This window comes from Asticcacaulis tiandongensis, from assembly GCF_006475605.1.
GTDB classification, from domain to species: domain Bacteria; phylum Pseudomonadota; class Alphaproteobacteria; order Caulobacterales; family Caulobacteraceae; genus Asticcacaulis; species Asticcacaulis tiandongensis.
The window spans coordinates 1192994-1216643 of the sequence record NZ_SSBC01000010.1; the positions used below are offsets into that span (position 1 = coordinate 1192994).

The 23650-nt window shown below is 57.9% G+C and carries 24 protein-coding genes; 14 read left to right on the forward strand and 10 right to left on the reverse strand.

Annotated features, from left to right (window positions below):
* The first annotated feature begins 7 nt into the window (after positions 1–7).
* Complete coding sequence (locus E5201_RS09865) at positions 8–475, forward strand: GNAT family N-acetyltransferase (RefSeq protein ID WP_140985852.1); 468 nt, start codon at positions 8–10, stop codon at positions 473–475.
* Positions 476–1094: 619 nt separating this feature from the next.
* Here E5201_RS09865 and E5201_RS09870 read toward each other — a convergent pair.
* The 4 genes from E5201_RS09870 to cobS all read right to left on the reverse strand — a co-directional run bounded on the left by E5201_RS09870 (position 1095) and on the right by cobS (position 6013).
* A complete protein-coding gene (locus E5201_RS09870) occupies positions 1095–2078 on the reverse strand; it encodes a helix-turn-helix domain-containing protein (RefSeq protein ID WP_140985853.1) in 984 nt (327 codons plus the stop codon).
* Positions 2075–3010: an esterase-like activity of phytase family protein gene (locus tag E5201_RS09875; protein WP_181404589.1), complete on the reverse strand. Its 936-nt coding sequence runs from the start codon at positions 3008–3010 to the stop codon at positions 2075–2077. Before E5201_RS09875 ends, E5201_RS09870 begins: the two co-directional genes overlap by 4 nt.
* A gap of 4 nt (positions 3011–3014) precedes the next feature.
* Entirely contained in the window at positions 3015–4895 is a 1881-nt protein-coding gene (gene cobT, locus E5201_RS09880; protein WP_140985855.1) for a cobaltochelatase subunit CobT, read from the reverse strand.
* A gap of 110 nt (positions 4896–5005) precedes the next feature.
* A complete protein-coding gene (gene cobS, locus E5201_RS09885; RefSeq protein WP_140985856.1) occupies positions 5006–6013 on the reverse strand; it encodes a cobaltochelatase subunit CobS in 1008 nt (335 codons plus the stop codon).
* Positions 6014–6215: 202 nt separating this feature from the next.
* On the opposite strand from cobS, the gene E5201_RS09890 reads away from it, so the two are divergent.
* Complete coding sequence (locus tag E5201_RS09890; protein ID WP_140985857.1) at positions 6216–6659, forward strand: GFA family protein; 444 nt, start codon at positions 6216–6218, stop codon at positions 6657–6659.
* A 122-nt stretch (positions 6660–6781) separates the two neighbouring features.
* Here E5201_RS09890 and E5201_RS15080 read toward each other — a convergent pair whose 3' ends face one another.
* The gene (locus E5201_RS15080; protein ID WP_342774723.1) at positions 6782–7066 is read right to left on the reverse strand and encodes a GFA family protein; all 285 of its coding nucleotides are present in this window, start codon (positions 7064–7066) and stop codon (positions 6782–6784) included.
* 364 nt (positions 7067–7430) lie between these two features.
* Between E5201_RS15080 and E5201_RS09900 the strand changes: the two genes are divergently transcribed.
* The 3 genes from E5201_RS09900 (at position 7431) to E5201_RS09910 (ending at position 9087) form a co-directional block, all read left to right on the forward strand.
* Complete coding sequence (locus E5201_RS09900; RefSeq protein ID WP_246050552.1) at positions 7431–7877, forward strand: YqaA family protein; 447 nt, start codon at positions 7431–7433, stop codon at positions 7875–7877.
* Between the two features lie 89 nt (positions 7878–7966).
* Positions 7967–8536 carry a disulfide bond formation protein B gene (locus E5201_RS09905; RefSeq protein WP_140985859.1) on the forward strand — a complete coding sequence of 190 codons (570 nt, stop codon included), beginning with the start codon at positions 7967–7969 and terminating at the stop codon, positions 8534–8536.
* A complete protein-coding gene (locus tag E5201_RS09910; RefSeq protein WP_140985860.1) occupies positions 8533–9087 on the forward strand; it encodes a demethoxyubiquinone hydroxylase family protein in 555 nt (184 codons plus the stop codon). The genes E5201_RS09905 and E5201_RS09910 overlap by 4 nt, the downstream gene beginning before the upstream one ends.
* Positions 9088–9101: 14 nt before the next feature.
* On the opposite strand, the gene E5201_RS09915 is transcribed toward E5201_RS09910, so the two are convergent.
* Positions 9102–9407, reverse strand: coding sequence for a hypothetical protein (locus E5201_RS09915; protein WP_140985861.1), 306 nt, complete (start codon positions 9405–9407; stop codon positions 9102–9104).
* A gap of 8 nt (positions 9408–9415) precedes the next feature.
* A complete protein-coding gene (locus E5201_RS09920) occupies positions 9416–9976 on the reverse strand; it encodes an HNH endonuclease (RefSeq protein WP_140985862.1) in 561 nt (186 codons plus the stop codon).
* A 191-nt stretch (positions 9977–10167) separates the two neighbouring features.
* Here E5201_RS09920 and gluQRS point away from each other — a divergent pair, with 191 nt between their 5' ends.
* Positions 10168–10974, forward strand: coding sequence for a tRNA glutamyl-Q(34) synthetase GluQRS (gene gluQRS, locus E5201_RS09925; RefSeq protein ID WP_140985863.1), 807 nt, complete (start codon positions 10168–10170; stop codon positions 10972–10974).
* A gap of 63 nt (positions 10975–11037) precedes the next feature.
* Here gluQRS and E5201_RS09930 read toward each other — a convergent pair whose 3' ends face one another.
* On the reverse strand, positions 11038–11241 hold the full coding sequence (locus tag E5201_RS09930; protein WP_140985864.1) for a cold-shock protein: 204 nt from the start codon (positions 11239–11241) through the stop codon (positions 11038–11040).
* A 341-nt stretch (positions 11242–11582) separates the two neighbouring features.
* On the opposite strand from E5201_RS09930, the gene E5201_RS09935 reads away from it, so the two are divergent.
* Entirely contained in the window at positions 11583–12635 is a 1053-nt protein-coding gene (locus tag E5201_RS09935) for an alpha/beta hydrolase (protein WP_140985865.1), read from the forward strand.
* Here the strand turns inward: E5201_RS09935 and E5201_RS09940 are convergent.
* Positions 12625–14238 carry an AbgT family transporter gene (locus E5201_RS09940; RefSeq protein ID WP_140985866.1) on the reverse strand — a complete coding sequence of 538 codons (1614 nt, stop codon included), beginning with the start codon at positions 14236–14238 and terminating at the stop codon, positions 12625–12627. The two genes, E5201_RS09935 and E5201_RS09940, sit on opposite strands and share 11 nt — an antisense overlap.
* A gap of 230 nt (positions 14239–14468) precedes the next feature.
* Here E5201_RS09940 and E5201_RS09945 point away from each other — a divergent pair, with 230 nt between their 5' ends.
* Entirely contained in the window at positions 14469–14792 is a 324-nt protein-coding gene (locus E5201_RS09945; RefSeq protein ID WP_140985867.1) for a hypothetical protein, read from the forward strand.
* A 1-nt stretch (position 14793) separates the two neighbouring features.
* Here the strand turns inward: E5201_RS09945 and E5201_RS09950 are convergent, their stop codons facing one another.
* Positions 14794–16074 (reverse strand): Y-family DNA polymerase, encoded by a 1281-nt coding sequence (locus E5201_RS09950; RefSeq protein ID WP_140985868.1) that lies wholly within the window; start codon positions 16072–16074, stop codon positions 14794–14796.
* Between the two features lie 115 nt (positions 16075–16189).
* Here E5201_RS09950 and E5201_RS09955 point away from each other — a divergent pair, with 115 nt between their 5' ends.
* From E5201_RS09955 to E5201_RS09980, 6 genes are all read left to right on the forward strand, one after another.
* Positions 16190–17458: an MFS transporter gene (locus tag E5201_RS09955; RefSeq protein WP_181404590.1), complete on the forward strand. Its 1269-nt coding sequence runs from the start codon at positions 16190–16192 to the stop codon at positions 17456–17458.
* A gap of 124 nt (positions 17459–17582) precedes the next feature.
* Positions 17583–17780, forward strand: a complete 198-nt coding sequence (rpmI, locus tag E5201_RS09960; protein ID WP_140985870.1) for a 50S ribosomal protein L35 — start codon at positions 17583–17585, stop codon at positions 17778–17780.
* A 14-nt stretch (positions 17781–17794) separates the two neighbouring features.
* Positions 17795–18154 carry a 50S ribosomal protein L20 gene (rplT, locus tag E5201_RS09965; RefSeq protein WP_140985871.1) on the forward strand — a complete coding sequence of 120 codons (360 nt, stop codon included), beginning with the start codon at positions 17795–17797 and terminating at the stop codon, positions 18152–18154.
* 126 nt (positions 18155–18280) lie between these two features.
* Positions 18281–19354, forward strand: coding sequence for a phenylalanine--tRNA ligase subunit alpha (gene pheS, locus E5201_RS09970; protein WP_140985872.1), 1074 nt, complete (start codon positions 18281–18283; stop codon positions 19352–19354).
* Between the two features lie 58 nt (positions 19355–19412).
* Positions 19413–21794, forward strand: coding sequence for a phenylalanine--tRNA ligase subunit beta (gene pheT, locus E5201_RS09975; protein WP_140985873.1), 2382 nt, complete (start codon positions 19413–19415; stop codon positions 21792–21794).
* Between the two features lie 87 nt (positions 21795–21881).
* Positions 21882–23642 carry a DUF1800 domain-containing protein gene (locus E5201_RS09980; RefSeq protein WP_246050554.1) on the forward strand — a complete coding sequence of 587 codons (1761 nt, stop codon included), beginning with the start codon at positions 21882–21884 and terminating at the stop codon, positions 23640–23642.
* Positions 23643–23650: the final 8 nt, after the last annotated feature.

A 23650-nucleotide genomic window follows, 5' to 3' on the forward strand; every position in this document is an offset into this window, starting at 1 on the left:
TTTTGTCATGCACATTCGTCCCTATCAATCCAGTGACGCCGAAGGCTTAAGCGCAATCTATGACCGTGCGGTCAGGGTTACCGGCCCGCGCAGCTATAGTCCGGCACAGGTCACCGCATGGACAGCCTTGGCACCGGATGCGGCGCGTCTTGAGGCGCTGATGACAAACCGCTGGCGTTTTGTGGCCGTAACAACGGAACCCATTGCCTTCATTGATCTTGAGATGGACGGCCACATTGACCTGTTCTATGCCGCCCCCGAAGTGACCGGCACAGGCATAGGCAAACAGCTTTATCAGCGCACCGAAGCCTTTGCCTTAACTCAGGGCCTGACGCGTCTCTATGCCGAGGCCAGCGAAGTTGCCCTACCCTTTTTCACGCGTCAGGGCTTCACCTGCCTGCACCGCCGTGACTTTGAGGTGGGTGGCGTCGCCATCCATAATTATGCCGTCGAAAAGCAATTACAGCCTGACTGATTTCTGAAACCGGCAAGCCGCTCGCACTATTTGGCCCGACACAGGCCCTGTCATTCACGCAGGAACCTGTCATGCCCGACCTCCACAGCCTCAACATCGCCACCCATATTCTTTCCGGCAGCCTCACCCTGTTAGTCGGTCTGTTTATCCTCAGTCGCCCGAAAGGCACGCAGAGCCACAGGCGTACAGGCTGGGTGGCCTATGGGCTGATTGGTCTCTGCACGCTGTGCGCCCTGATCGGGGCCTTTCTGTTTCGCAGCAAGCTTGACCTGATGGGCGTCAGCGTTCTGGTGGCCTATCAGATGTGGGCCTCCTTTCGGGCGCTGAAGCTGAAAAATCGCGGACGCAACCTGCCTGACCTTGGGCCAGCGGTCGGTCTGCTGGCCTTAAGCGGCGTGACCTTCTGGCTGATCCAACAGGGCGGTGACGTTAACTGGGCGCAGCCACTGGTCTATGCCACCTTGGGATCAATGACGCTTTATGGCGGCTGGGATGTGGGCCGCACTCTTTTGCCCCAAAGCTTCAGGCGCTGGCTTAATCCGGCCGAACATGCCTTTCGTATGACCGGCCTTATCGGGGTGCTGGCTTCGGTGGCCGCCGGTACTTTCTGGCCCGTCAGCTATGTGCCTTTGGGTATTGTCGGGGTGGCGACCTGTGTATCGCTCGTCTTCGCTGTACGCGCGGCACGAAAGGCGCTGGGGGTCACGCCTTCGGTTGCCTTGAATGTGCGGTTAAAGGCCGACAGCGAATTATAACCGACACTCAGCGCCAGTTCGAGGATGGTCGCCGTCTCATCCGCCCGCCTTTTAAAGGCTTCGATGCGATAGTGATTGAGATAGGCGCTGAAATGGCCATAGCCTTCGCCGACATGTATGACCCGCCGCAGATGATGCTCAGGCACCTCAAGCCGCTGCGCCAGCCGCGACAGGCTTAGTTGCGGGTCACAATAGGCTTCGGTCATTTCCCGCCTGAGTCGCCCGAGGATCACCTGCCCGCGCTGATCCAGAGGCGCATCCTCCGCCGCCAGCTTACGCCGCCATTCATGATCGAAGGCGACCGCCGAAAAACACATCAGCAGCGTAAGGATTGCCCCTGCCGGTAGCATCCATTGCCATTTCAGGGACGCACCAATGGCCATGAGGCTGCATAACACGGCCCCAAACCCCAGAACGATAAACCGCGCCAGACGCCGCCCGCGCAACAGATCATCCGGCAAGCCCCGCCACACCAGTACCGGCAATTCCAGAAACAGATAAAAACTGAGCAGATGCGACACCCATTGCGCTGCCTTGAGGTTCAACGGCCAGAAGCCGAGACTTCCGGCACCGATCAGCCCCACCAGCAGCAAGGCATCGACCCATTGCGGGCGCTGACGAATATCGAAACCGGCCCGTGCCGCATAGTTGCAGACCCAAGGCCCCGACAACAGCAGCGGAAACAGGAACCTCAGGTTTTCCGGATAGGCTGAATAAAGGAAATAGAGCGCCCCGACGCTCATGGACAACACAAAAGCCCGTTTGCCGAATAGCGCCTTGCCCTGCCAGATCAACAGCGACAACATCACCATAGCGGCAGCCGTAGCGGGGGCCAGAACCTGTATCACCCGCCTGACGCCCAATCAAATATCAGCAGCCGCGTCGGCCCATCGCCAATCGGATCACTGAGCAGATAAAGATCATAGCCCGTATCGGTTTTCACCGCCGCCACGCCTTCGTAATTATCGTGCGGCAAAGGCGGCTTGATCGTCAGGATGGTCTTTTTGAGACGCAAGCTATCACCGTCCACCTCAAGGCGACGCAACACACTGCGTGCGCCCGTCCACGGCGTATAGTAACGATAAAGCGCCAGCAGGTCGTCGGTTTCGCCCAAAGGGGCCAATGACACCAGCGCATAGCCCATACCCGGCGTGGTCAAGCCTTTGAGTTGACGGCACACATAATCCGTCAGACCACAGCGCCAGAATCCGCCTGTCTCCGCGCCGATGATCAGATTACGCCCATGAACCGTCAGGGCCTCAAGTCCCTGATTGTCAGGGAACTTCGGCAAGCCCGACAAAGGCAGCACCTCCCCCGGCCCTGCCAATCCGTCGGCATAGCGCATGACGCGGTGATTGCCCTCAAACGACACATAATAATCGCCGGTTTCAGGATCGACCGCCATGTCTTCGGCGTCACTCAGGGTCTTATTACCAAAAGGTTTCAGCGCGGCATCTTTTAGCACCCCGATCTCAAGGGCCACAGGCCCTTCAGGCCTGAAATCAAACGCCACATGATCACCAAAGTCGCTGATCGCCTCGATGCGCAAACCATCTGCCTTAGGGTGCACCAAAAGGTCGGACAGGCCGGCAAAATGCGATGTCCCCTCAGGCTTCAGCATATAGGCCGACCGCAAACGGGCCCGTTCACCGGCCTCAGGGTCAGAAACCTCTATCGCCTCAAAGCGCAAGGTTGCGGAGGCATCATAGGCCCGCGGTTCCGCACCGGCACAGCCGCCCAGAAACAATCCCAGTGCGATAAGCCCCCCTGCAACACGCATGAGCCTAACGCCTGTGCCCACGCGGAGCCTGTGCAGTTTTCTCATCAAACAGTTCCGCCAGCTTCTCTATCAACGCCCCCCCCAGATGCTCAACATCAATCAAGGTCAGGGCGCGACGATAATAGCGCGTTACATCATGGCCGATGCCGATAGCCGCCAGTTCGACCCGTCCCGCACCTTCGATCTCGGCGATCACCTTACGCAGGTGGTTTTCCAGATAATGACCGCTATTGACGCTCAAGGTGCTGTCATCGACCGGCGCACCGTCGGAAATCACCATCAGGATACGACGCGACTCAGGCCGAGCCAACAGACGCCCATAGGCCCACTGCAAGGCCTCGCCGTCGATGTTTTCCTTCAAAAGCCCTTCGCGCATCATCAGCCCAAGGTTTTTGTTGGCCCGACGCCAGGGATTATCCGCCGCCTTATAGATGATGTGCCTCAGGTCATTGAGCCGCCCCGGAGCGGCAGGCTTGCCTTCGCGCACCCACTTTTCACGCCCCAGACCACCCTTCCACGCCTTGGTGGTAAAGCCCAGAATCTCGACCTTAACGCCGCAACGCTCCAGCGTCCGCGCCAGCACATCAGCACAGATGGCCGCGACCATGATCGGACGCCCGCGCATGGAGCCGGAATTATCCAGCAGCAGTGTCACCACTGTGTCGCGGAACTCGGTGTCTTTTTCCTGCTTGAACGACAAAGGCGCTGACGGATCAATCACTACCCGTGCCAGACGCGCCGCATCGAGCACGCCTTCTTCAAGGTCAAACGACCACGACCGGCTCTGCTGCGCCATCAAACGGCGTTGCAGGCGGTTGGCAAGTCTGGCCACCACATTCGACAGGCTGGCCAGTTGCTGATTAAGAAAACCGCGCAGACGTTGCAGTTCTTCGGGGTCACACAGCTCTTCGGCGGTGATGATTTCATCAAATTCGGTCGTATAGACCTCATAGTCGCGGCGCACCCGCTCGGCTTCTGCGCCCTCACCGGTTTGCGATGGTGTGGCCTCACCGTCAATCGCCTCATCGGCACTGGCGTCGGACACCGATTGCGGATCGCCCGACATCTGGGTGAAATCTTCCTCAGCTTCCTGAGGCTGATCCTCACCACCGGTCGGCTGGTCTTCCTGATCAGGCGTGGAGTCGCCGTTTTCATCTTCGGTATTGTCTTCGGAATCAACGGAGGGATCATCGCCGTGCGACGAGTCTTCCTCCTCGCCCTGATCTTTCTTTTCGTCTTCCGCGTCCTGAGAATCATCCGTCAGATCAAGTGCCCGCAAGACCTCACGCGCCTTTTGCGTAAAGGCCTTCTGATCGGCAATCAACGCCGCCAGATCGGTCAGGCGCGTACCGGTCTTCTCTTCGATCTCGTCACGTAGCAGATTGACCACGCGTTGCGCTTCATTGGGCACCGGATCGCCGGTCATGACTTCACGCGCAATCAGGCCCAGAATATCGCCCAGATTAAGCTCAGTCTTTTCTTCCTTGCGCGTCAGGCCGCTGCGTTCCAGATCACCCTGAAGCGCGGCCCGCAGATTCTGGCGCACGCCCCCGAAAGCCCGCCCGCCTAACGCCTCAAGGCGCGTCTGCTCAAGGATGTCAAAGGCTTCGGCACTGGTGGCATCTGCCGGACGGGCGCGGCTGTGGATAGCCGCATCATGGTGCGCCACCTTTAGCGCCAGACGATCCGCCTGACCGCGCACCTGCGCCGACAGCTTGGCATTCAGATCACGTGGCGGATTGGGTAGGATCAGCTTACCACCCTCCAGACGCGGACCATCGGGGCCGAACACCACCTCAAGTTCGGCGTCTTCGGCCAGAGCGCGGGTCGAATGGATCAGCGCCTTACGGAACGGTTCGGATAAGACTGTGACGGGCTTGGCCATGTTTTTCTTCCTGCTTCCCTCTCCCCCTCGGGGAGAGGGGTAGGGTGAGGGGTCGCGTGACAGCCCCTCATCCGGCCTGTCGGCCACCTTCTCCCCGAGGGGAGAAGGCATTAGATGACTTTAACTTTCAGCGCCGATTCCTTAACGTCCGTACCGAAACTACGCTGATAGAACTCAGCCAGTGTCGGCCGCTCAAGTTCATCACACTTGTTAAGGAAGGTCAGGCGGAAGGCGACTTCGGGGTCATTGCCAAAGATCAGCGTGTTCTGCGCCCAGGTAATTACCGTACGTGGCGACATGACGGTGGAAATATCGCCATTGGCAAAGGCCGAGCGCGTCAGGTCAGCCACCCGCACCATGGCCTCAATGAGCGGCTTGCGCTCAGAGGTATCGAATTCCGGCAGTTTGGCCAAAACGATCTCAACCTCAGCCTCGTGGCTTAAGTAATTAAGCGTGGTGACAATCGACCAGCGGTCCATCTGGCCCTGATTGATCTGCTGCGTACCGTGATAAAGGCCGGTCGTATCCCCCAGGCCAATGGTGTTGGTCGTGGAAAACAGCCTGAAGAATTTGTTCGGACGGATGACCTTGTTCTGATCGAGCAGGGTCAGACGACCTTGTGCCTCAAGGACACGCTGAATGACGAACATCACATCGGGACGACCCGCATCATATTCATCGAACACCAGCGCCACAGGCCGTTGCAACGCCCAGGGCAGGATGCCTTCCTTGAATTCGGTTATCTGCTGACCGTCTTTCAGGACAATGGCATCCTTACCGATCAGATCGATCCGCGATACATGGCTATCGAGGTTGACGCGCACCAGTGGCCAGTTCAGGCGGGCGGCGATCTGTTCGATATGGGTTGATTTCCCCGTCCCGTGAAAACCCTGCACCATGACGCGGCGGTCATAGGCAAAGCCCGCACAGATCGCCAAGGTCGTTTGTGGATCAAAACGGTAGCTGTCGTCGATTTCCGGCACATGATCATCGCGCACCGAAAAGGCAGGCACCAGCATGTCTGAATCGACGCCAAAGGCTTCGCGCACAGTCACTTTCTTATCGGGCAACAGGCCCAGTAAGGGATCGGTCAGGGTATCAGAGGTAATAACGGACATAGGGCAAACTTCTGCGAACGGAAAACATTCCGGCTAAAAAAACTCAGGCATCAGCTAAAACCTGCGGGCCGATTACACAAGCCCCAAGGCATAAAAAAGCCCTGCCTTTTGGTTGGCTATTGTCTTTCGCGCCCTTATGCCGCAGCCTTACCCGTCACAATCCCTGACTGACGCAATTGCCCCCTTAAGCACCGGAGTTCCCATGCAAGGACGTTGCCTTTGCGGTTCGGTTACCCTGACCGCGCCCGACCACACAGAAATCGAAGTCTGCCATTGCGATATGTGCCGCCGCTGGGCCGGCGGTCCGGCCTTTGTTATCGGCTTTAAAGCCTCAGACCTTATTATCGAAGGCCGTGAGCATATTACCGACTACAGTTCCTCGGACTGGGCCGATCGCGGCTTTTGCAAACACTGCGGGACACATCTTTATTACCGCATGAAAACGGATGGCTTCCACACGATTGGTGCTGGCCTGTTCACCAAAGCCTCAGGTATGTTGGTCACGAAGCAGATTTTCATCGACGAGAAACCCGCCTATTACGATCTCGCCAATGAGACACCCGTCATGACTGGCCAAGAAGTCTTTGAGGCTTATCCCCTTACGGATATTCCCGATCCGGATGCTGGAAGCTTATCACCTCACTGAGAAAAGGCGCGGCCGCAAGGTCGTCAAGCGTGGTGCGCGATGGTAAATCCCGCAAATCATCGACATAAGGCAGCTTCCCCTCGGTGCCAAACTGAATGACCGGTGCAATATCTGCGGGTTCATCAAACGCCGCAATCGCCAGCTAGGCCATCAGGCGCTTCATAGGTAAGGGGCGTGCCGCAGTCACCACAGAACCCTCGCCGGACGTGATTGGAACTCTGAAACCGCTTCGGTTCTGTCTTTATCCAGAACAGCGTCCCCTCATGCACACTGACCAGAGGTGCGAAAAAATTGCCAAAGGCTTTCTGGCACATCCGGCAATGGCAGATAGACGCCTTTCCCAAATCTCCCTCTACACGAAACCGTATCGCCCCGCACTGACACCCGCCGCTTCTGATATCGCTCATCAACTTATCTCCGCCTCACAGAACAGGCATATTAGTCACACCTGACATAAATACAGGCAAATATACGTCAGCAGCATTTCCCGTCATTTTTCCGCCCCATTATTTTACGCAATTGTTTCGCACTGCGTACAAGGTGTGAAGCGACAAAAATACCGACACCTGCTATTGCACTCCCAACATTCAGGGCCATATACCCCTTTAGCCCAGATATCTGAATTTATTAAGGTAAACAGCGTTGTTCCGCCCATTTTACGACTGGACTTTAAGACAGGCCGCCAAGCCACACGCTGATTATGTACTGGGCAGTATCTCCTTCGCCGAAAGTTCATTTTCCCCCGTCCCGCCTGACGTAATGATGGTGCCTATGGCGCTGGCCCGGCCTGACCGTGTCTATACGCTGGCCTTTATCTGTACGCTGGGATCAGTGCTCGGGGGCCTGTTCGGGTATGCGCTGGGTTATTTTCTGGCCCCGTTCGCGCTGGATATGCTGAAATGGATGGGGCAGCCCGATGCGCTCAACAACTTCCAGCACCTGTTTAACCAATGGGGCACGTGGGTTATCCTGCTCAAAGGCGCTACCCCGATCCCGTACAAACTGGTGACCATTCCGGCCGGTCTGGCGCAGTTTTCGCTGGGGGCATTCATTGCTACCTCGGTCATTACCCGTGGCGTGCGCTTTTACCTGACCGCTTATCTGCTCAAGCGCTTTGGCCCACAGGCACGCGACCTGATGGACAAACGCCTGAACAGCGTGATGATCGGCGTTGCCCTGCTGATCGTCTTTGGCATTGTCATCATGAAGTTTATCTGAGCGTAACCGGCCCTGAGACATTGCCATTTGCGCCGTCCGGTATAAAGTGACGCCGGTTTCGCAAACTGATTTCGGGTGATGATCGTCCTATGAAAGCCGTGCTTTTTTTCAGCCGCTGGTGGTCGGTCGTCGCCCTCATTGCCTCATTGCTGCTTCTGGGCATTGCCCATGCCTTTCAGACCTTTGACGATCTCAACCCCTGTTATCTGTGTCTTAAACAGCGTGACCTTTACTGGATTGCCACCGGTGTGTCCCTGACGGCCACGGTCTGGGCGATTTTTACCGGTGCCAAGGGCCCGCCAAGGGTGTTTTCCTTTGTCCTGTTTGCGGTCTTTGCCACCGGCGCGGCCATTGCCCTGTTCCATGCCGGTGGCGAACAGCACTGGTGGGCCTTACCCGCGACCTGTTCGGGCGCCAGCACCGATGTCAGCATCGACTCCATTGCCGCCATGCTCTCCGGGGCCGAAATCAAGGCCCCGCAATGCGATGTGGTGGCGTGGACCTTCCTTGGCCTAAGTATGGCCGCCTGGAACGCTATTATTTCTGGTACACTGGCGATCCTCAGCCTGATCGCGTCCCTTCGCCTGCAACTGTTTTTCCGCCTGTCGCAACGCCAAGCTTATCTTAAGAATCAGGCTTATCTGAAAGGCAAATCATGAGTGCGAACCCGTCACGCCCCGGTCAGGGGGAAACCGAGCGCCGCCTGCATGAAATCCTGCGCGTTGATCATGCCGGTGAACTGGCGGCGGTGCATATCTATCGCGCACAGGCAGCCGTGTTCGCCGCCACACCCAACCGCGCCTTAAGCGAAGACCTCAAGCGCATGGAGGGCGAGGAAGACATCCACCTGCAACGCTTTGAAACCTTGTTGCGCGAAAAACATATCCGCCCGACGGCCTTTGCGCCGGTATGGCGTCTGGCGGCATTGGGCCTTGGAGCTGGTACGGCGTTGCTCGGTGAAAAGGCCGCCCATGCCTGCACCGAAGCGGTCGAAAGTGTTATTGCCGATCACTATGCCGAACAGATTACAGAAACGCAGAACCGCGATCCCGAACTGTCGGCCCAGCTGACGCAGTTTCGTGATGACGAACTGCGCCACCACGATCATGCCGTCAACGAAGGCGCGCACGACGCCCCGCTCTATCCGCTGCTGACCGCCGTCATCAAAACCGGCTGCCGCGTGGCGATCAAGCTCAGTGAAAAAATCTGACCCGTAACAGTGCATTAAATCCGGTCGAAATCTTCGGCCTGATGCAGCATCTCATGCAGGGTCTCGCGGGTTTCATCATCCATCGACGATATATCAAGCTCGGCGTCACCGGCTTTCGAGGTTGTGAGCCCCGCGTCCTGCTGATGAAAATGCAGCACGTGCGACTTCGGCCCGAACCAGCCCTTGCGCCGATGCGTCACCCGCGCGTTCAGGGCGGTTTCCAGTGCCTGACTTAAGCGCTCAAGCTGTGCGCCCATGTTCTGAAAAACGACCACACCAAAGCGATGCCGATCCGGCTCAAATCCTATACGCTGGCCCATGTCGCCCCTTACGCCTCTAATGGCGTATCCCAATACAGATAATCGACCCAGCTTTCATGCAAATAATGCGGCGGGAAACGCCGCCCCAGTTCCTGAAGCTGATACATGCTGGGTCTGTGGGGTTGGCGGTTCAGGGCCATGCGTGCCTGCTGGGGTGTTTTTCCCCCTTTACGCAAATTACAGGGCGAACAGGCGGTGATAATATTGGCCCATGTCGAGCGTCCGCCCTGAGATACCGGTAGCACATGATCAAAGGTCAGATCATTATGGGCCCCACAGTACTGACAGGTGAACTGATCCCGCAAAAACACATTATAGCGTGTAAAGGCCGGTGGCCGGTTCTGATCGATATAGGTTTTAAGCGAAATAACACTGGGGAGCTTAAGGCTCATCGACGGCGATCGGATTTCGATGTCATAGGTTGACACCACATCGACACGTTCTTCGCAAACCGCCTTGATGACCTCCTGCCACGGTCGCGTGGACAGGGGATAATAGGACAAGGGACGAAAATCGGCGTTCAGAACCAGTGCCCGCCGGTCAGAAGGGGGATTTTTCAATATCCTCATAATGCGCTCCCCTTAAAGTCGCGTGCATCATGAGGTGTGTCGGGACAAGCGTAGCTGAAGACGAAGCTCCTTCTGACCGGAATTTATCCACACCGTGATTAAGAACCCGATTCACGCAAAAAGAAACAGTGAATTTTTGGTGACGCCGTTTGATCTTGTCCGTCCGTCTCAGGCGTTTTACAGATCAGACCATGTCTTACCGCACACGCTTTGCGCCCTCCCCTACGGGCTTCCTGCATCTGGGTCATGCTTTTTCGGCCCGAACCGCTTTTGAAGCAGCCAAAGCCAATGGGGGCAGCTTTATTCTGCGTATCGAAGACATCGACCACACCCGTTGCCGCCCTGAATTTGAAGCGGCCATATACGAAGACCTGTCGTGGCTGGGCATTGAGTGGCCGCAGCCGGTATTGCGCCAAAGTGACCATTTAGCTGACTATCAGACAGCCCTTGAGCAGCTCAAGACCTCTGGTCTGGTCTATGCTGATTACCGCACCCGCAAGCAACAGGCCGAAGCCGCCTTAAGCGCGCCTCAGGCCGGTGACACAGCTTTCACACCTTCAGACAGCGCTGAACCGGCATGGCGTTTGTCACTTGAGGCCGCGCGTGAGTTTCTGGGTGCAGCTTACGACGCCCTGTCCTTTACTGATCTTCACAAAGGCCCGCAAAAAGCCGATCCCGCCGTTAATGGCGATGTCGTTCTGGGCCGCAAGGATGTCGGCGTCGCCTATCATCTGGCGGTGGTGGTCGATGACGCCCGTCAGAACATAACCCACATCCACCGCGGCCTTGATCTTTATGACGCTACCCACACGCAGGTGCTGCTACAGGCCCTGCTTGGCTTTACGACGCCCACCTATGCACACCACGCGCTTTTACTGGACGATCAGGGCCGACGCCTTGCTAAACGCAAAGGCTCAAAATCCCTGCGCGACTACCGGCATGAGGGTCTCAGCGTTACGGATATCAAAGCCCTGATTGCCCGAACCCCTGCCGAATAAAGGCATTAAAAAAGCCGCCCGATCAAATGACCGGACGGCTTTTTAGATTTATCTCAGCAAATCCTAGAGGATCTGAAGATTGACCGCTGCGGTCTTACCGCGCTCGGATTGCAGTTCATAGGCAACCTTCTGGCCGTCAGCCAGACCCTGAAGGCCTGCGCGCTGTACAGCCGAGATGTGTACGAACACGTCATTGCCGCCATCAGCCGGTTGAATGAAACCAAAACCCTTGGTGGTGTTAAACCACTTAACTGTACCTTCAGCCATTTACGCTCTCCCTTTTTAAACGAGCCAGTATCGAGGTGTGCGGGGGTGTCCCCCTGAAACAATCGCCTATCTCGGTAGCAGCAGGTTTGAAACCGACCCTACAGCCGGTTTCGGGCAGCTCAGATTAACGAATTGTGCACAGGATTAAGCCCTTACTTTCCGCAACCGTCAAACAAAAAAACACATGGTTTCTTATGAAATTACATAAAAAACCATGTTATTTTAGACGTATTCAGTGATCACGTTTCCGGATGCAGCCTCAGGGCGCACATGCTCACCCTCTTGTTGTTATCTGCAAAACTACCTAACAATGCCTGTCGCTCCTGATCGGATAGATTGCCATGCGTTTCAACCTGCCCCGTGCGTCACGACTGAGGCGTTTCGCCCTGAAACAGGCCCTGACCCTGCCCTTTGCCGTGCTGAAATTTCTGTCCGGCGGCAGTATCGTCCACATCAAGGGGCGTACACTCGATCCCCAGATACAGTTTCTCCGTCAGGTGGTTTTTACTCGTAACGACCGCATCCCCTTTTCGCTTACCGGCGGCAGTCTTGCGGGGGTACGCGAAGACTGGTCAAACCTTACCACGCTGACCGGTTACACAAGCCCGCACATCAGGATCGAAGCCGTCGGGTCTGATAATATTACCGGTCGTCTGGTGCGGCCGGTTACTATTGATCCCGATGCGCCGCTTCTGGTGCTGTTGCATGAAGGCGGCGGCGTACTTGGCGGGCCTGACCTCAGTCTGGCCTTCGCCAGCGTCTTTGCCGAAGAAGCCCGCTGCCCCGTCTTCCTGCCAGACTACCGCCTTGCTCCCGAACACCGGTTTCCGTCTGGCGCTGACGATGCGCGATCCGCCTTTGTCTGGGCTCAGGCCAATGTCGAAAGGCTGGGCGCTAAGTCTGGCACCGTCGCGCTTGGGGGCATATCCATGGGCGGCAATATGGCCGCGCGTCTGTGTCTTGATTTAAAACGTGATTTCCAGCCCCTGCCTGTGGCGCAACTGCTGATTTCGCCCCTGCTTGACCTCGCCGACAGCCAATTCCGCACAAGCCCCTATGCCCAAAGCTGGCCCATAGGCGCCACCGATCTGGATATCATGATCGGCCATTATGCCGGTGCCGGTCTGTCGCTCAGCGATCCTACCCTTTCGCCCCTAAGAGAAAAGCTGATCATCGGGCAACCGGACACGCTTATCGTGGCGGGAGGCCTTGATCCCTTGGCAGCGCAGGCCGAAGCCTATGTCCACCGCCTGCTTGAGGCCCGTACCACGGTCATCTATCGCCGCTACGACACCCTGCCTTGCGGTTTCACCCTGTTCGCAGGGCTTGTGGATCACGCCGAAAAAGCCACCCGCGACATCGCGCGTAACTTCATGGCGCTCCTCAGGGCATAAGCCCGCCCGGCGGCGTGTAATGCACCGTTGCGCCCGGCCCGAGCGGGAAATCGAAATAGACCCAGGCCGCCGTCATGGCGATACCGAACACCATAAAGGCCAGCGCATAGGGCAGCATCAGGGCCAGCAAAGACCCCACCCCCATCGACTTGTCCCATCGTCGACAGAAGGCCAGTATCAACGGGAAATAGGACATCAGCGGCGTCATGATATTGGTATAGCTGTCGCCCATCCGATAGGCGGCGGTGGTCATTTCCGGTGAAATCCCGACCAGCATGAACATGGGGACCACCACAGGGGCCAGTGCCGACCATTTGGCTGTGGCCGAGCCGATAAACAGGTCGAGCACCGACGAGAACAACAACACGCTGACCAGCAGGATAGGCGAGGGCAAATCCCATGTTTTCAGCATTTCCGCGCCATTAATCGCCGCAATCGGCCCCAGACGCGACCAGTTGAACATGGCCACGAAATGCGCAGCGAAAAAGGCAAAGACAATATAGGGGGCCATCGACCGGATACCATCGGTCATCATCTGGACGACGTCATTATCTGACTTGACTGTCCCCGACCCGATACCGAAAGCCACCCCTGTCCCCAGAAACAGGATCAGGAAAAAGGCAATCAGCGAGGCATAGAAGGGCTGTAACCGCGAAGGCCCCTCAGCCGCCTGATCAATAAGTGGCGAATAGCCGGGCCACAGGGCCAAAGCTGCAAAGGCCGCCACCAGCACCACCGCCGCAAGTCCCGCCCACTTCAGGCCCTTCTTTTCCTCTCTGGTCACTTCGGACTTGGCCAGTTCGGCCGTGATCTCATCATCCGGCTTGCTGCCCCACGCCCCGAGACGCGGCTCCACCACGCGGTCGGTGATGAACCAGGCGACCGGTGTGAACACAATGACAATCGCCAGAATAAACCACCAGTTGCCGATCGGGTTCATCGTCCACTCAGGGTCAATGATGCGGGCCGCTTCCTGCGTAAAACCAAACAAAAGCACATCGATCTGCCCCGGCGTGATATTGCCGGCATACCCCCCCGACACCGCGGCAAAGGCTGCGGCAATACCGACCAACGGATGCCGCCCGACCGAGGCATAGATCAGCGCCGCCAAAGGAATAAACACCACATAGGCGGCATCGGAGGCATGGTGCGACACCATGCCTATAACGATAACGCAGGGCGTCAGAATGGCCCGCGGGGCCTGACGCAAAGACGACCGGATCAGGGCGCTGAACAGGCCCGTGCGTTCCGCTACCGCCGCCCCGTACATGATCACCAGAACCACACCCAGGGGCGCAAATCCGGTCAGGGTCTTGGGCATTTCGACAAACAGCCGCCCGATATTTTCCGCCGTAAACAGGCTGTCAGCGCGATAGGTCAGGACCCCGTTTTCAAGCTCGGCCCAGGCAGGGGGCTTATCGCCGCTATAGGTAATCGAGGCCTGCCACCCCAGATGCGCGCCCACCAGCGATAACAGCATCAGGGCGAGAATCAGCCAGACAAAGATCATGACCGGATCAGGCAACAGATTGCCTACGCGCTCGACAGCCCCGAGAAAGCCCTTGGAACGGCGCGTGGCGTCGTCAGATACCGGTATAGTCACCCTGCCCTCATCTCTGATGATTGAAATCCCAAGCTAGCTTACAGGAATTCATACTGTCAAACCCTGAGTTACCTTACCGCCCCGTTTGGCTTGCCTGCAATGCTCTCCGGCGAACGCTGCGTATGAAATCTCGCTTGTCGCTGTCACCCGCGCCGGATATGCTGCGCACAGGATCCGGAGGGGGACAGATCATGCACACGACATTTAAATGCTTATCCATGATCTTAGCAATGGCCGTGCTGCCCCCGTCGGTCAGCGCCGAAGAAACCCCACATACCCCCGAGGCTATCAAGGCGGTGAGCCAAAGCCTTCAGACCAATCTGAAGGCGGGTCTTGAAGCCTATCAGAAGTCTGATTACCTGACGGCCTGTACCTCTCTGGCACTGGCGGTCGGCGATGGGCGAACCCTGCGCTGGCATAATGAAGGCCTGATCAAACTTTTCAAAGCCAAGGGTGAAGACACCCGCGAATATGAAACCGAAATTATCGCACTCGATGGGGCTATTGGGCGTCTTGAGGCGCGTACCAAAGACGTCTGCGCCTTAGCGCAATAGACTATTCCCAAAATTCCGGCTGTTCCGGCACACGATTGAAAGCGATCTTCGCCCCGACAAAGGCATGGAGCTTCGGTCGTGGCCCGATGGTAATCGCATCCTTGCCAAAGCGCTGATTGAGACCATCCATCGCCGCCAGAAGCTGCATATGCCGCCCGTCTTCCTGTGCCTGAGGCGTCCAGCCAAACAGGTCAGGCGAACCTTGCGCCGGTATCATATGCAGGCAGGTAACGGACACTTTCTTAATGCGGTCATTATTGACCTGCGCCACACAGGTCTCCCATAACTGATCCGTGGCCTCCAGCAACCGGAAGGTGTCAGAGGTCGGCGTGAAGGTCAGGCTCGCCTTACCCTGCCCGACCGGCGCCCCGCGCAGCGACAGATAAAGTCCACCGCATCTATAGCCCATCCGGCGTAACCGCGATCCGCACTTCGCCGTCAGACGCCGTGCCACCATCCGCGCCTGAGGTAGGGGACGCAACTCTCGCGCCAGAACATGCGAATGGCTGATCGTGCTGCGTTCGGTTTCCACCTCCGGCGGATCGATACCGTGCAGACTGTACCAGAAATTGTCCCCCATGATCCCGCCCCAGATCTGGCGCAAACGGGTCGGCGACATAGCCCACAACTGGGCCATATCAAAAACACCGGCCCGCGCCAGCCTGAGCGTCATCGCCGCCCCGACACCGGGCAGATCATCGACCGGCAGATGCAGCAAGGGCTTTGGCAACTCATCCAGACGCAGCACCGTCAGGCCAAGCGGCTTTTGCATATCCGCCGCCGTCTTGGCCAGCATGCGTGAGGGGGCAATCCCGATCGAAGCCGTCAGACATTCGCCGACATTTTCCAGAATCCGGCGTTGAATACGATGCCCCAGCGCGCGGGCCACCGCTTCTTGCGTCTCAGGCCCTATCAACCGGCAGGCCACTTCATCAATCGAACAGACCTTTTCAACCGGTATGACCTGATCGACCTCGGCCAGTATACGGTTATGCACATCGACATAAATATCCGGTCTGGCCTCAACGACTTTCAGATCACGGCACATCAGTTTCGCGTCACTGACCCGCGTACCGGTCTTGATACCCAGGGCCTTGGCCTCGGCACTGGCGGCAATGGCCGAGGTGTGCTCGCTCATCACCGGCACGACAATCACCGGCTTACGCCTCAGGGCCGGATTGCGCTGCTGCTCGACACTGGCGAAAAAGCTGTTCATGTCGAGATAGAGCCATTTTAGCCCTCCGCCATCATCGACCCAAAATCTGTGCGTTTTGCTGTTCATTATTAGAACATAACATGAACAAATAACCTCAATCAAGCCATCCACCCTGCAAATGCCGCATTGCTCTGCAAAATCAGCGGTTCGCATTTGCGTCACGATGCTCTATAGGGGCCAAATGTCTGGGACACCCACATCGCCGGTTGAGCCGTCACAAGCCCCCGAACCCGCACCGGCCAAAAAGCCCTCACTGAAAAGCATCATTCAGGAGAACGGTGCCCTGAGCGTTATGCTGGCGGTAGTGTTCGTCAATCTGGTCGGCTTCGGCCTTGTCGTGCCGCTCCTGCCCTTCTTCGCCAAGAGCCTTGAGGCCCAGATATGGCAGGTGACCCTGATGTTCGCCGCCTATTCCTTCGGGCAGTTCTTTGCTGAACCCTTCTGGGGCAGCCTGTCCGATAAAATTGGCCGCAAGCCGGTTCTGGTGGTCACCACGGCGATGAACGCCCTGTTCTATTTGGCGCTGGCCTTTGCCCCGACCATCTGGTGGGCGATCTTTATCCGTTTCTTTAACGGTATCGGCTCAGGCAACGTCTCGACCATTCAGTCCTATGTCTCGGACATGTCCGAACCGCACCAGAAGGCAGGCCGCATGAGCCTGATCGGCGCGGCTTTCTCACTGGGCTTTATTATAGGGCCGGTGATTGGCGGCTTTCTGGCGCATGAAGAAGACGGCGTCGCCGGTTTCCGCCTGCCGCTGTTTGTCGCCGCAGGCATGGCGGCTACCGCTGCCATCGGCGTGCTTTTGTACGTAAAAGAAAGCCGAAAGCGCACGACCTCGGCCCCTCCGGTCAATCTGCGTCAGACCTTTATGATGGTGCGCAAAGACCCGATTCTGGTGCGCATCATCCTGACGACACTCTGTTACATGGCCGCCTTTGCCGGTCTGGAGTCCACCTTCGGTCTATGGGCAGACGCCCGTTATGGCTGGCAGGCCCGCGAAGTCGGCCTTGTGTTTCTGGGGATCGGCGTTGCTGCCGCCGTCATGCAGGTCTATCTGACCCGCCGCCTTGTCCGCCGCTTTGGCGAAACCCGTGTTCTCGCGGGCGGGCTTGTGGTCTTTGGCCTGGGCTTCATCCTCCAGAGTTTTAATAATCTCGCCCCGCTGGTCACGCCCATTGTCATGCTGGCCGCCACCGGTCAGGCAGTGGTCTTTGCCACCATCTCGGCCCTCATCAGCCTCAATGCCCCGCCCGAACGTCAGGGCGCGGTCTTAGGGCTTAATATGGCCGCCGGGGCCACGGCCCGCATTATCGGCCCGATTGCCGCCGGTTTCCTGTTCAGCATCACCACCGATGCCCCTCTGTGGTTCGGGGCCGTCATGTGCCTTGTGGCGGCCTTTCTGGCGCTTAAGGTAGAAAAGGCCGGACAAAACCGCCTATCGGCCTGACAGCACTTGCGTTTCATATCCCTTTCGGATATTAGCGCCTCTTTCCAAAACCCGTCGGGCCAATGACATGCCTTGGCGGGTTATCCATCCTAAAGAGGGCGGCGTTAACCGCGCCGTACACAAAATGTCAAAACTGAAGACCAAGTCCGGTGCCAAGAAGCGTTTTCGCTTCACCGCAACCGGCAAGGTGAAAGCCGGCGTCGCCGGTAAGCGCCACCGCCTGATCTCGCACAACGGCAAGTACATCCGTCAAAACCGCGGCACCGTGGTTCTGGCTGACGCCGATGCGAAGAAGATCAAATCCTACATGCCTTACGCCTAAGGAGACGCAGAACTATGGCACGCGTTAAAAGAGGCGTAGTATCTCACGCCAGACACAAAAAAGTTCTGAAGCAGGCCAAGGGTTTCTACGGCCGCCGCAAGAATACCATCCGTACCGCCAAGGCAGCTGTCGATAAGGCCGGTCAATACGCTTACCGCGACCGTCGCGTTAACAAGCGTAACTTCCGCGCCCTGTGGATTCAGCGTATCAACGCCGCAGCCCGGATCGAAGGCTTCACCTATTCGCAGTTCATCCACGGCCTGAACGTTGCGGGCATCACGCTCGACCGTAAGGCTCTGGCAAACATCGCCGCAAATGACGCCGGTGCCTTTAAGGCCATCGCCGACAAGGTGCGTGGCGCTCTGGCTGCTTAAGTCTTTCTGACTTAGACACATATAAAGACCCCGCACCTTAACCGGTCGCGGGGTTTTTTATTTTCCCCTTTATCCGCCCAACCGTTTGCCCTAAACACAGCCATCATTTCAAACAACGATCCGATCATGAGCGAATACGCAGCCTTACAATCCGAAATCGAAGCCGAAATCTCGGCGGCATCCGATCTCCCTGCCCTTGAGGCCGTGCGCCTCTCGGCACTGGGTAAGACGGGACGCGTCTCGGGCCTCCTGAAAACACTCGGCACCCTGCCACCCGAAGAACGTAAGGCCACCGGTGCGGCGATCAACGTCGTGCGCGATGCCGTGCAATCGGCCCTTGAGGCGCGTAAAATCGTGCTTGAGGAAGCGCATCTGGCGCAGCGTCTGGCCTCTGAGCGGATTGACCTGTCCCTGCCTGCCGCACCGCGCGCCAAGGGCGGTGTCCACCCGACCCTTCAGGTGCTCGACGAAATCATCGCCATCTTTGCGGAAATGGGCTTCTCGGTCGCCGAAGGGCCGGATATCGAAGACGACTTCCATAACTTCACAGCGCTGAACTTCCCCGAAAAGCATCCGGCGCGGGAAATGCACGACACCTTCTTCTTTAATCCGGACGAAAATGGCGTACGCAAGCTTTTGCGCACCCACACCTCTCCGGTGCAGATCCGTTCGATGATTGCGGACAAACCACCGTTCCGCCTGATCGTGCCGGGCCGTGTGTTCCGCAATGACTCCGACCAGACCCACACGCCGATGTTCCATCAGGTCGAAGGTCTGGTGATCGACAAGACCGCGCATATGGGCCACCTGAAATGGGTACTGGAAACCTTCATTTCGCGCTTCTTTGAAACCGGCGATGTGACCACCCAGTTCCGCCCGCACCACTTCCCCTTTACTGAGCCATCCGCCGAAATGGATGTACGTTGCTCGTGGGAAAAGGGTGAGCTTAAGGTCGGTTCAGGCGATTCATGGCTCGAAATTCTGGGCTGCGGCATGGTGCATCCGAACGTGCTGAAAGCCTGCGGTATTGATCCTGAGGAGTATCAGGGCTTTGCCTGGGGTATGGGCGTCGATCGTCTGGCCATGCTGAAATACGGCGTGCCTGACTTACGCGACATGTTCGCCGCCGATGCCCGCTGGCTGTCACACTACGGCTTTAGTGGCTTTGCGGCCCCTAACCCCGCCAGCGGCCTTTCGTAAGCAAGATTAAAAAGACAAGGAGGCGCGGCCTCCTTGACCTCTATACAAAGTCAAGACCATGAAATTCTCCCTGAACTGGCTTAAAGATCACCTCAATACCGACGCGGATATCAACGCCGTCGCCGCTGCCATGACCGCGGCAGGCCTTGAGGTCGAGGACGTCACCGATCCGGCAAAGCTGCTGGCCCCTTTCAGCGTCGCCAGGATCGTCGAAGCCGCCAAACACCCCAATGCCGACAAGCTTCAGGTCTGTCAGGTCGACACCATCGATGGCCGCAAGGAAATCGTCTGCGGTGCGCCCAATGCACGAGCGGGCCTGACAACCATCTATGCCCCCATCGGCGCCTATGTGCCGGGGCTTGATGTCACTCTGGTCGAAAAGCCGGTACGCGGCGTGGTGTCAAACGGCATGCTGTGTTCGGGTGCAGAACTGCTGGTCGAAGGCGATGCCGCCGGTATCCTTGAGTTGTCGGACGATCTGGCGGTCGGCACGCCTGCCGCTGAGGTGTTCGGTGCCGTACCGGTCATTGATTTTGAAGTGACTCCTAACCGCCCCGACTGGCTGGGCGTACATGGCATTGCCCGTGATCTGGCCGCGACCGGCCTTGGGACATTCACCGAGAAAACCATTCCGGCCGTAGCGGGTAAGTTTCCCTCCCCCATCAACATCACCGTCGATGGCGAAGCCTGTCCGGTCTTTGCTGGTCGCGTTGTACGTGGCGTGAGAAACGGCCCGTCGCCCAAATGGCTTCAGGACAAGCTGACCTCGATTGGCCTTAAGCCTATTTCGGTTCTGGTCGATATCACAAACTATCTGTCGTTTGACCGCGCACGTCCGCTGCATGTCTATGACGTCGCCAAACTCAGCGGCACGACCATCGAAGCGGGTCTGCGCACAGACACCTCCGAACTGCTGGCCCTTGATGGCAAAACCTACGCCGTCTCCCCTGAGATGATCGCCATTTCCGATGCCTCAGGCGTAATCGGTCTGGGTGGCGTCATGGGTGGCGAAAGCACCGGCGTGTCCGACACCACCACCGACGTGTTTGTTGAATCGGCGTGGTTCGATCCGATCCGCATCGCCCAAACCGGTCGCGACACCAAGATTTCATCCGATGCCCAATATCGCTTTGCCCGTGGCATTGATCCGGCGTCGGTCGTCGATGGTCTGGAACTGGCCACGCAGCTGATCCTTGACCTCTGTGGCGGCGAACCATCCGAAGTGGTCATCGCCGGTCAAATCCCTGCGGGCCGTCCTGATGTGACCTTTGACCCCGCCTATGTCGGGCAACTGACCGGCCTTACGATTACCGAAGACGACACCGCGCGCATCCTGACCGCGCTCGGTTTTGGCGTCACCAAGGGCAATCCGTGGACCGTCACCGTGCCCTCATGGCGTCGCGACGTCGAAGGCAAGGCCGATCTGGTCGAAGAGGTCGCCCGTATCTACGGCTTCAACCATATCCCCGCCACGCCCCTGCCACCCGTAGCCCCTCAGGCCGGTGGCGTTCTGACACCGGTTCAGTCGCGCGCCCGCACGGCGCGTCGGGCACTGGCCGCCTACGGTTATAGTGAGGCCGCGACCTGGTCGTTCATGCGCCAGAACTGGGCCAAACTATTTGGCGGTGGCGACGACAGGCTTGTGCTGGCCAATCCGATTGCCTCGGAACTGAACTGCATGCGCCCGTCCATCCTGCCGAACCTGCTTGAGGCCGCCGGTCGCAACGGCGCGCGCGGTTTCGACGGTGTGAAACTGTTTGAAATCGGGCCGGTCTATCAGGGCCTTGAGCCGCAGGATCAAAAAACGACCATTACCGCCATTGCCGCCCCATCCCGAACCCGCCACTGGGAACAGGCGGGGCAATCGACTCTGTTCGCCCTCAAAAGCGACCTGTTCGCCCTGCTTGACGATCTGAATGTGCCGGTCGCCTCGCTGCAACTGGTGCAGGGGCAAAACGCGGCCCATTGGCATCCGGGACGCTCGGCGCGCCTGCAACTGGGGCCCAAGAACATTGTCGCTGAATTTGGTGAACTGCACCCGTCGGTCCTGAAGGCGCTTGATCTTGATGGTGCCTATATCGGCTTTGAAATCAGCCTCAGCAACCTGCCGCAACCCAAGGCCAAATCCGGCAAATCGAAGGGCGCGCTTAGCCTGTCGAACCTGATGCCCCTGTCGCGGGACTTCGCCTTTGTCGTCGAAGACACCGTCAGCGCTGATGCCGTCGTCAAAGCCATCCGCAGCGCCGATAAGCTGCTGATTGCCGATGCCGCCGTCTTTGATATCTATCAGGGCAAGGGCGTCGCCGAAGGTCAGAAGTCCGTGGCGGTCGAGGTCAAGCTGCAACCGACCGACAAGACCCTTACCGACCCGGAAATCGAGGCCGTTTCAGCCAAAATCGTTGCCGCCGCTCAGAAAATCGGGGCGACGCTGCGGGCCTGATCTGGCGTCTGATTTCACGTCTGGTAATTTCCTTTATCCGTGTTAGCCTCCGACTAAATAAAGACAAAATATTTAGTCGGGGACAGGATGCAGGAAACAGGGCCGGAAACGGCAGCAGAGCCGTGCGCGGGCACACCAAGCCTTTCTACGCAATTTAAGCACGCCACCACATTCACCACCGCCTCGGTTATGGCCCTTTCCGCGACAGCCTTGAGTGCCTGCGGTGGGGGCGGAGGCGGTGGCGGAAGTGGCGGCGGCATCAGCCCCCCGCCCCCGCCGCCTGTCCCTGTACTGACGGAACTTGAGGCCACGCGTTTCCTGCTTCAGGCGCAGTTTTCCGCGACCGATGCCGAAGTCAGCGCCCTGCGCACCGCCGGTTACTCAAACTGGCTGAACACCCAGTTTAATACCCCGCCGTCTCGCACCGGCGTCGCCTTTCTTGACAGCATCGGCCACAACCAGATCACCGCCGAAGGCCGCTATTTCTGGCCGCAATACGGCGACTTCATGATCTGGAACCAGTTGCTGACCGGTTCGGATCAGATGCGCAAACGTATGGCGCTGGCCCTGTCTGAATTTTTTGTGGTCTCCCTGACGCCTCTGGATGGCTTCTGGCCGGGCTATGCCATTGCCGCCTACTGGGATCACCTGACGAACCATGCCTTTGGTAATTTCCGCGCCCTGCTTGAAGAGATCACGCTTAATCCGGCGATGGGGTTCTTTCTCAATACGCGTGGTAATCTCAGGGCTGATCCGACCACGGGCCGCGTGCCGGATGAAAACTATGCCCGCGAAGTCATGCAGTTGTTCACCATAGGCCTGCATGAACTCAATCCCGACGGCACCGAGAAAAAAGACAGCAACGGCAACCCCATAGACAGCTACACCCAGTCCGACATCACCAATCTGGCGCGCGTTTTTACTGGCTATGATCTCAGCTATGCCCGCGTCACCCTTACCTATGCGCCCTGGCTGGGCTATCATGCGCCCTCAACCGAACTGGTACGCGACCGGATGGGCTTTTCCGCCCTCAACCATTCGCCCGAAGCCGTCGATTTCCTGGGCACCCATATTCCAGCCAATACCAGCGGGGCGGCAGCCCTGAAAACCGCACTTGATACCCTGTTTAATCATCCCAATACCGGCCCGTTTTTCGCCAGACAGATGATCCAGAGGCTGATCACCTCCAACCCCTCTCCGGCCTATGTCGGACGCGTGGCTGCGGCCTTTGCCAATAATGGCTCAGGCGTGCGCGGTGACCTTAAGGCCGTGTGGCGTGCCATCCTGACTGATACCGAGGCCCGCGCCCTCAACACTGCCCCCAACGGCGGCAAGGTGCGCGAGCCTATGGTGCGCTTCGTGCAACTGGTGCGCACCTTTGGCCACACCTCGACCAATGGCCAGTATGAGATCTATGACACCTCCTCCAGCGACAATGGCTTAGGCCAAAGCCCTGTCCGCTCGCCGTCCGTTTTCAACTTTTTCAGACCGGGCTATGTGCCGCCCAATACGGCGCTGGCGACCCATGGCCAGGTGGCCCCTGAGTTTCAGATACATAACGAAACCACCACCGCCGGATATATCAACTTCCTGAACTGGTTTATTCCGTGGGGCTATAATGATGTACGCATGACCTATACGGACCTCAGCCGTACCACTGATGCCACAGCGCTGGTTGACTGGCTGAATATGAAATTCACCGCCAATCAGTTATCCGCCGATACGCGCACCACCATCCGCGAGGCCATAAACACTATGCCTTCGGGTTCGGATGATGAAAAACGCCGACGTCTGCACGCGGCAACGCTTCTGGTGATGGCCTCACCGGAATATCTGGTGCAAAAGTAAGGGGGACG

Bases quoted from the DNA above. Each gene is read 5' to 3' on its own strand.
- E5201_RS09865 (WP_140985852.1), top strand. From the start codon at position 8: ATGCACATTCGTCCCTATCAATCCAGTGACGCCGAAGGCTTAAGCGCA.
- E5201_RS09875 (WP_181404589.1), bottom strand. From the start codon at position 3,010: ATGCGTGTTGCAGGGGGGCTTATCGCACTGGGATTGTTTCTGGGCGGC.
- cobT (WP_140985855.1), bottom strand. From the start codon at position 4,895: ATGGCCAAGCCCGTCACAGTCTTATCCGAACCGTTCCGTAAGGCGCTG.
- cobS (WP_140985856.1), bottom strand. From the start codon at position 6,013: ATGTCCGTTATTACCTCTGATACCCTGACCGATCCCTTACTGGGCCTG.
- E5201_RS09890 (WP_140985857.1), top strand. From the start codon at position 6,216: ATGCAAGGACGTTGCCTTTGCGGTTCGGTTACCCTGACCGCGCCCGAC.
- E5201_RS15080 (WP_342774723.1), bottom strand. From the start codon at position 7,066: ATGAGCGATATCAGAAGCGGCGGGTGTCAGTGCGGGGCGATACGGTTT.
- E5201_RS09900 (WP_246050552.1), top strand. From the start codon at position 7,431: ATGGCGCTGGCCCGGCCTGACCGTGTCTATACGCTGGCCTTTATCTGT.
- E5201_RS09905 (WP_140985859.1), top strand. From the start codon at position 7,967: ATGAAAGCCGTGCTTTTTTTCAGCCGCTGGTGGTCGGTCGTCGCCCTC.
- E5201_RS09910 (WP_140985860.1), top strand. From the start codon at position 8,533: ATGAGTGCGAACCCGTCACGCCCCGGTCAGGGGGAAACCGAGCGCCGC.
- E5201_RS09915 (WP_140985861.1), bottom strand. From the start codon at position 9,407: ATGGGCCAGCGTATAGGATTTGAGCCGGATCGGCATCGCTTTGGTGTG.
- E5201_RS09920 (WP_140985862.1), bottom strand. From the start codon at position 9,976: ATGAGGATATTGAAAAATCCCCCTTCTGACCGGCGGGCACTGGTTCTG.
- gluQRS (WP_140985863.1), top strand. From the start codon at position 10,168: ATGTCTTACCGCACACGCTTTGCGCCCTCCCCTACGGGCTTCCTGCAT.
- E5201_RS09930 (WP_140985864.1), bottom strand. From the start codon at position 11,241: ATGGCTGAAGGTACAGTTAAGTGGTTTAACACCACCAAGGGTTTTGGT.
- E5201_RS09935 (WP_140985865.1), top strand. From the start codon at position 11,583: ATGCGTTTCAACCTGCCCCGTGCGTCACGACTGAGGCGTTTCGCCCTG.
- E5201_RS09945 (WP_140985867.1), top strand. From the start codon at position 14,469: ATGGCCGTGCTGCCCCCGTCGGTCAGCGCCGAAGAAACCCCACATACC.
- E5201_RS09950 (WP_140985868.1), bottom strand. From the start codon at position 16,074: ATGAACAGCAAAACGCACAGATTTTGGGTCGATGATGGCGGAGGGCTA.
- E5201_RS09955 (WP_181404590.1), top strand. From the start codon at position 16,190: ATGTCTGGGACACCCACATCGCCGGTTGAGCCGTCACAAGCCCCCGAA.
- rpmI (WP_140985870.1), top strand. From the start codon at position 17,583: ATGTCAAAACTGAAGACCAAGTCCGGTGCCAAGAAGCGTTTTCGCTTC.
- rplT (WP_140985871.1), top strand. From the start codon at position 17,795: ATGGCACGCGTTAAAAGAGGCGTAGTATCTCACGCCAGACACAAAAAA.
- pheS (WP_140985872.1), top strand. From the start codon at position 18,281: ATGAGCGAATACGCAGCCTTACAATCCGAAATCGAAGCCGAAATCTCG.
- pheT (WP_140985873.1), top strand. From the start codon at position 19,413: ATGAAATTCTCCCTGAACTGGCTTAAAGATCACCTCAATACCGACGCG.
- E5201_RS09980 (WP_246050554.1), top strand. From the start codon at position 21,882: ATGCAGGAAACAGGGCCGGAAACGGCAGCAGAGCCGTGCGCGGGCACA.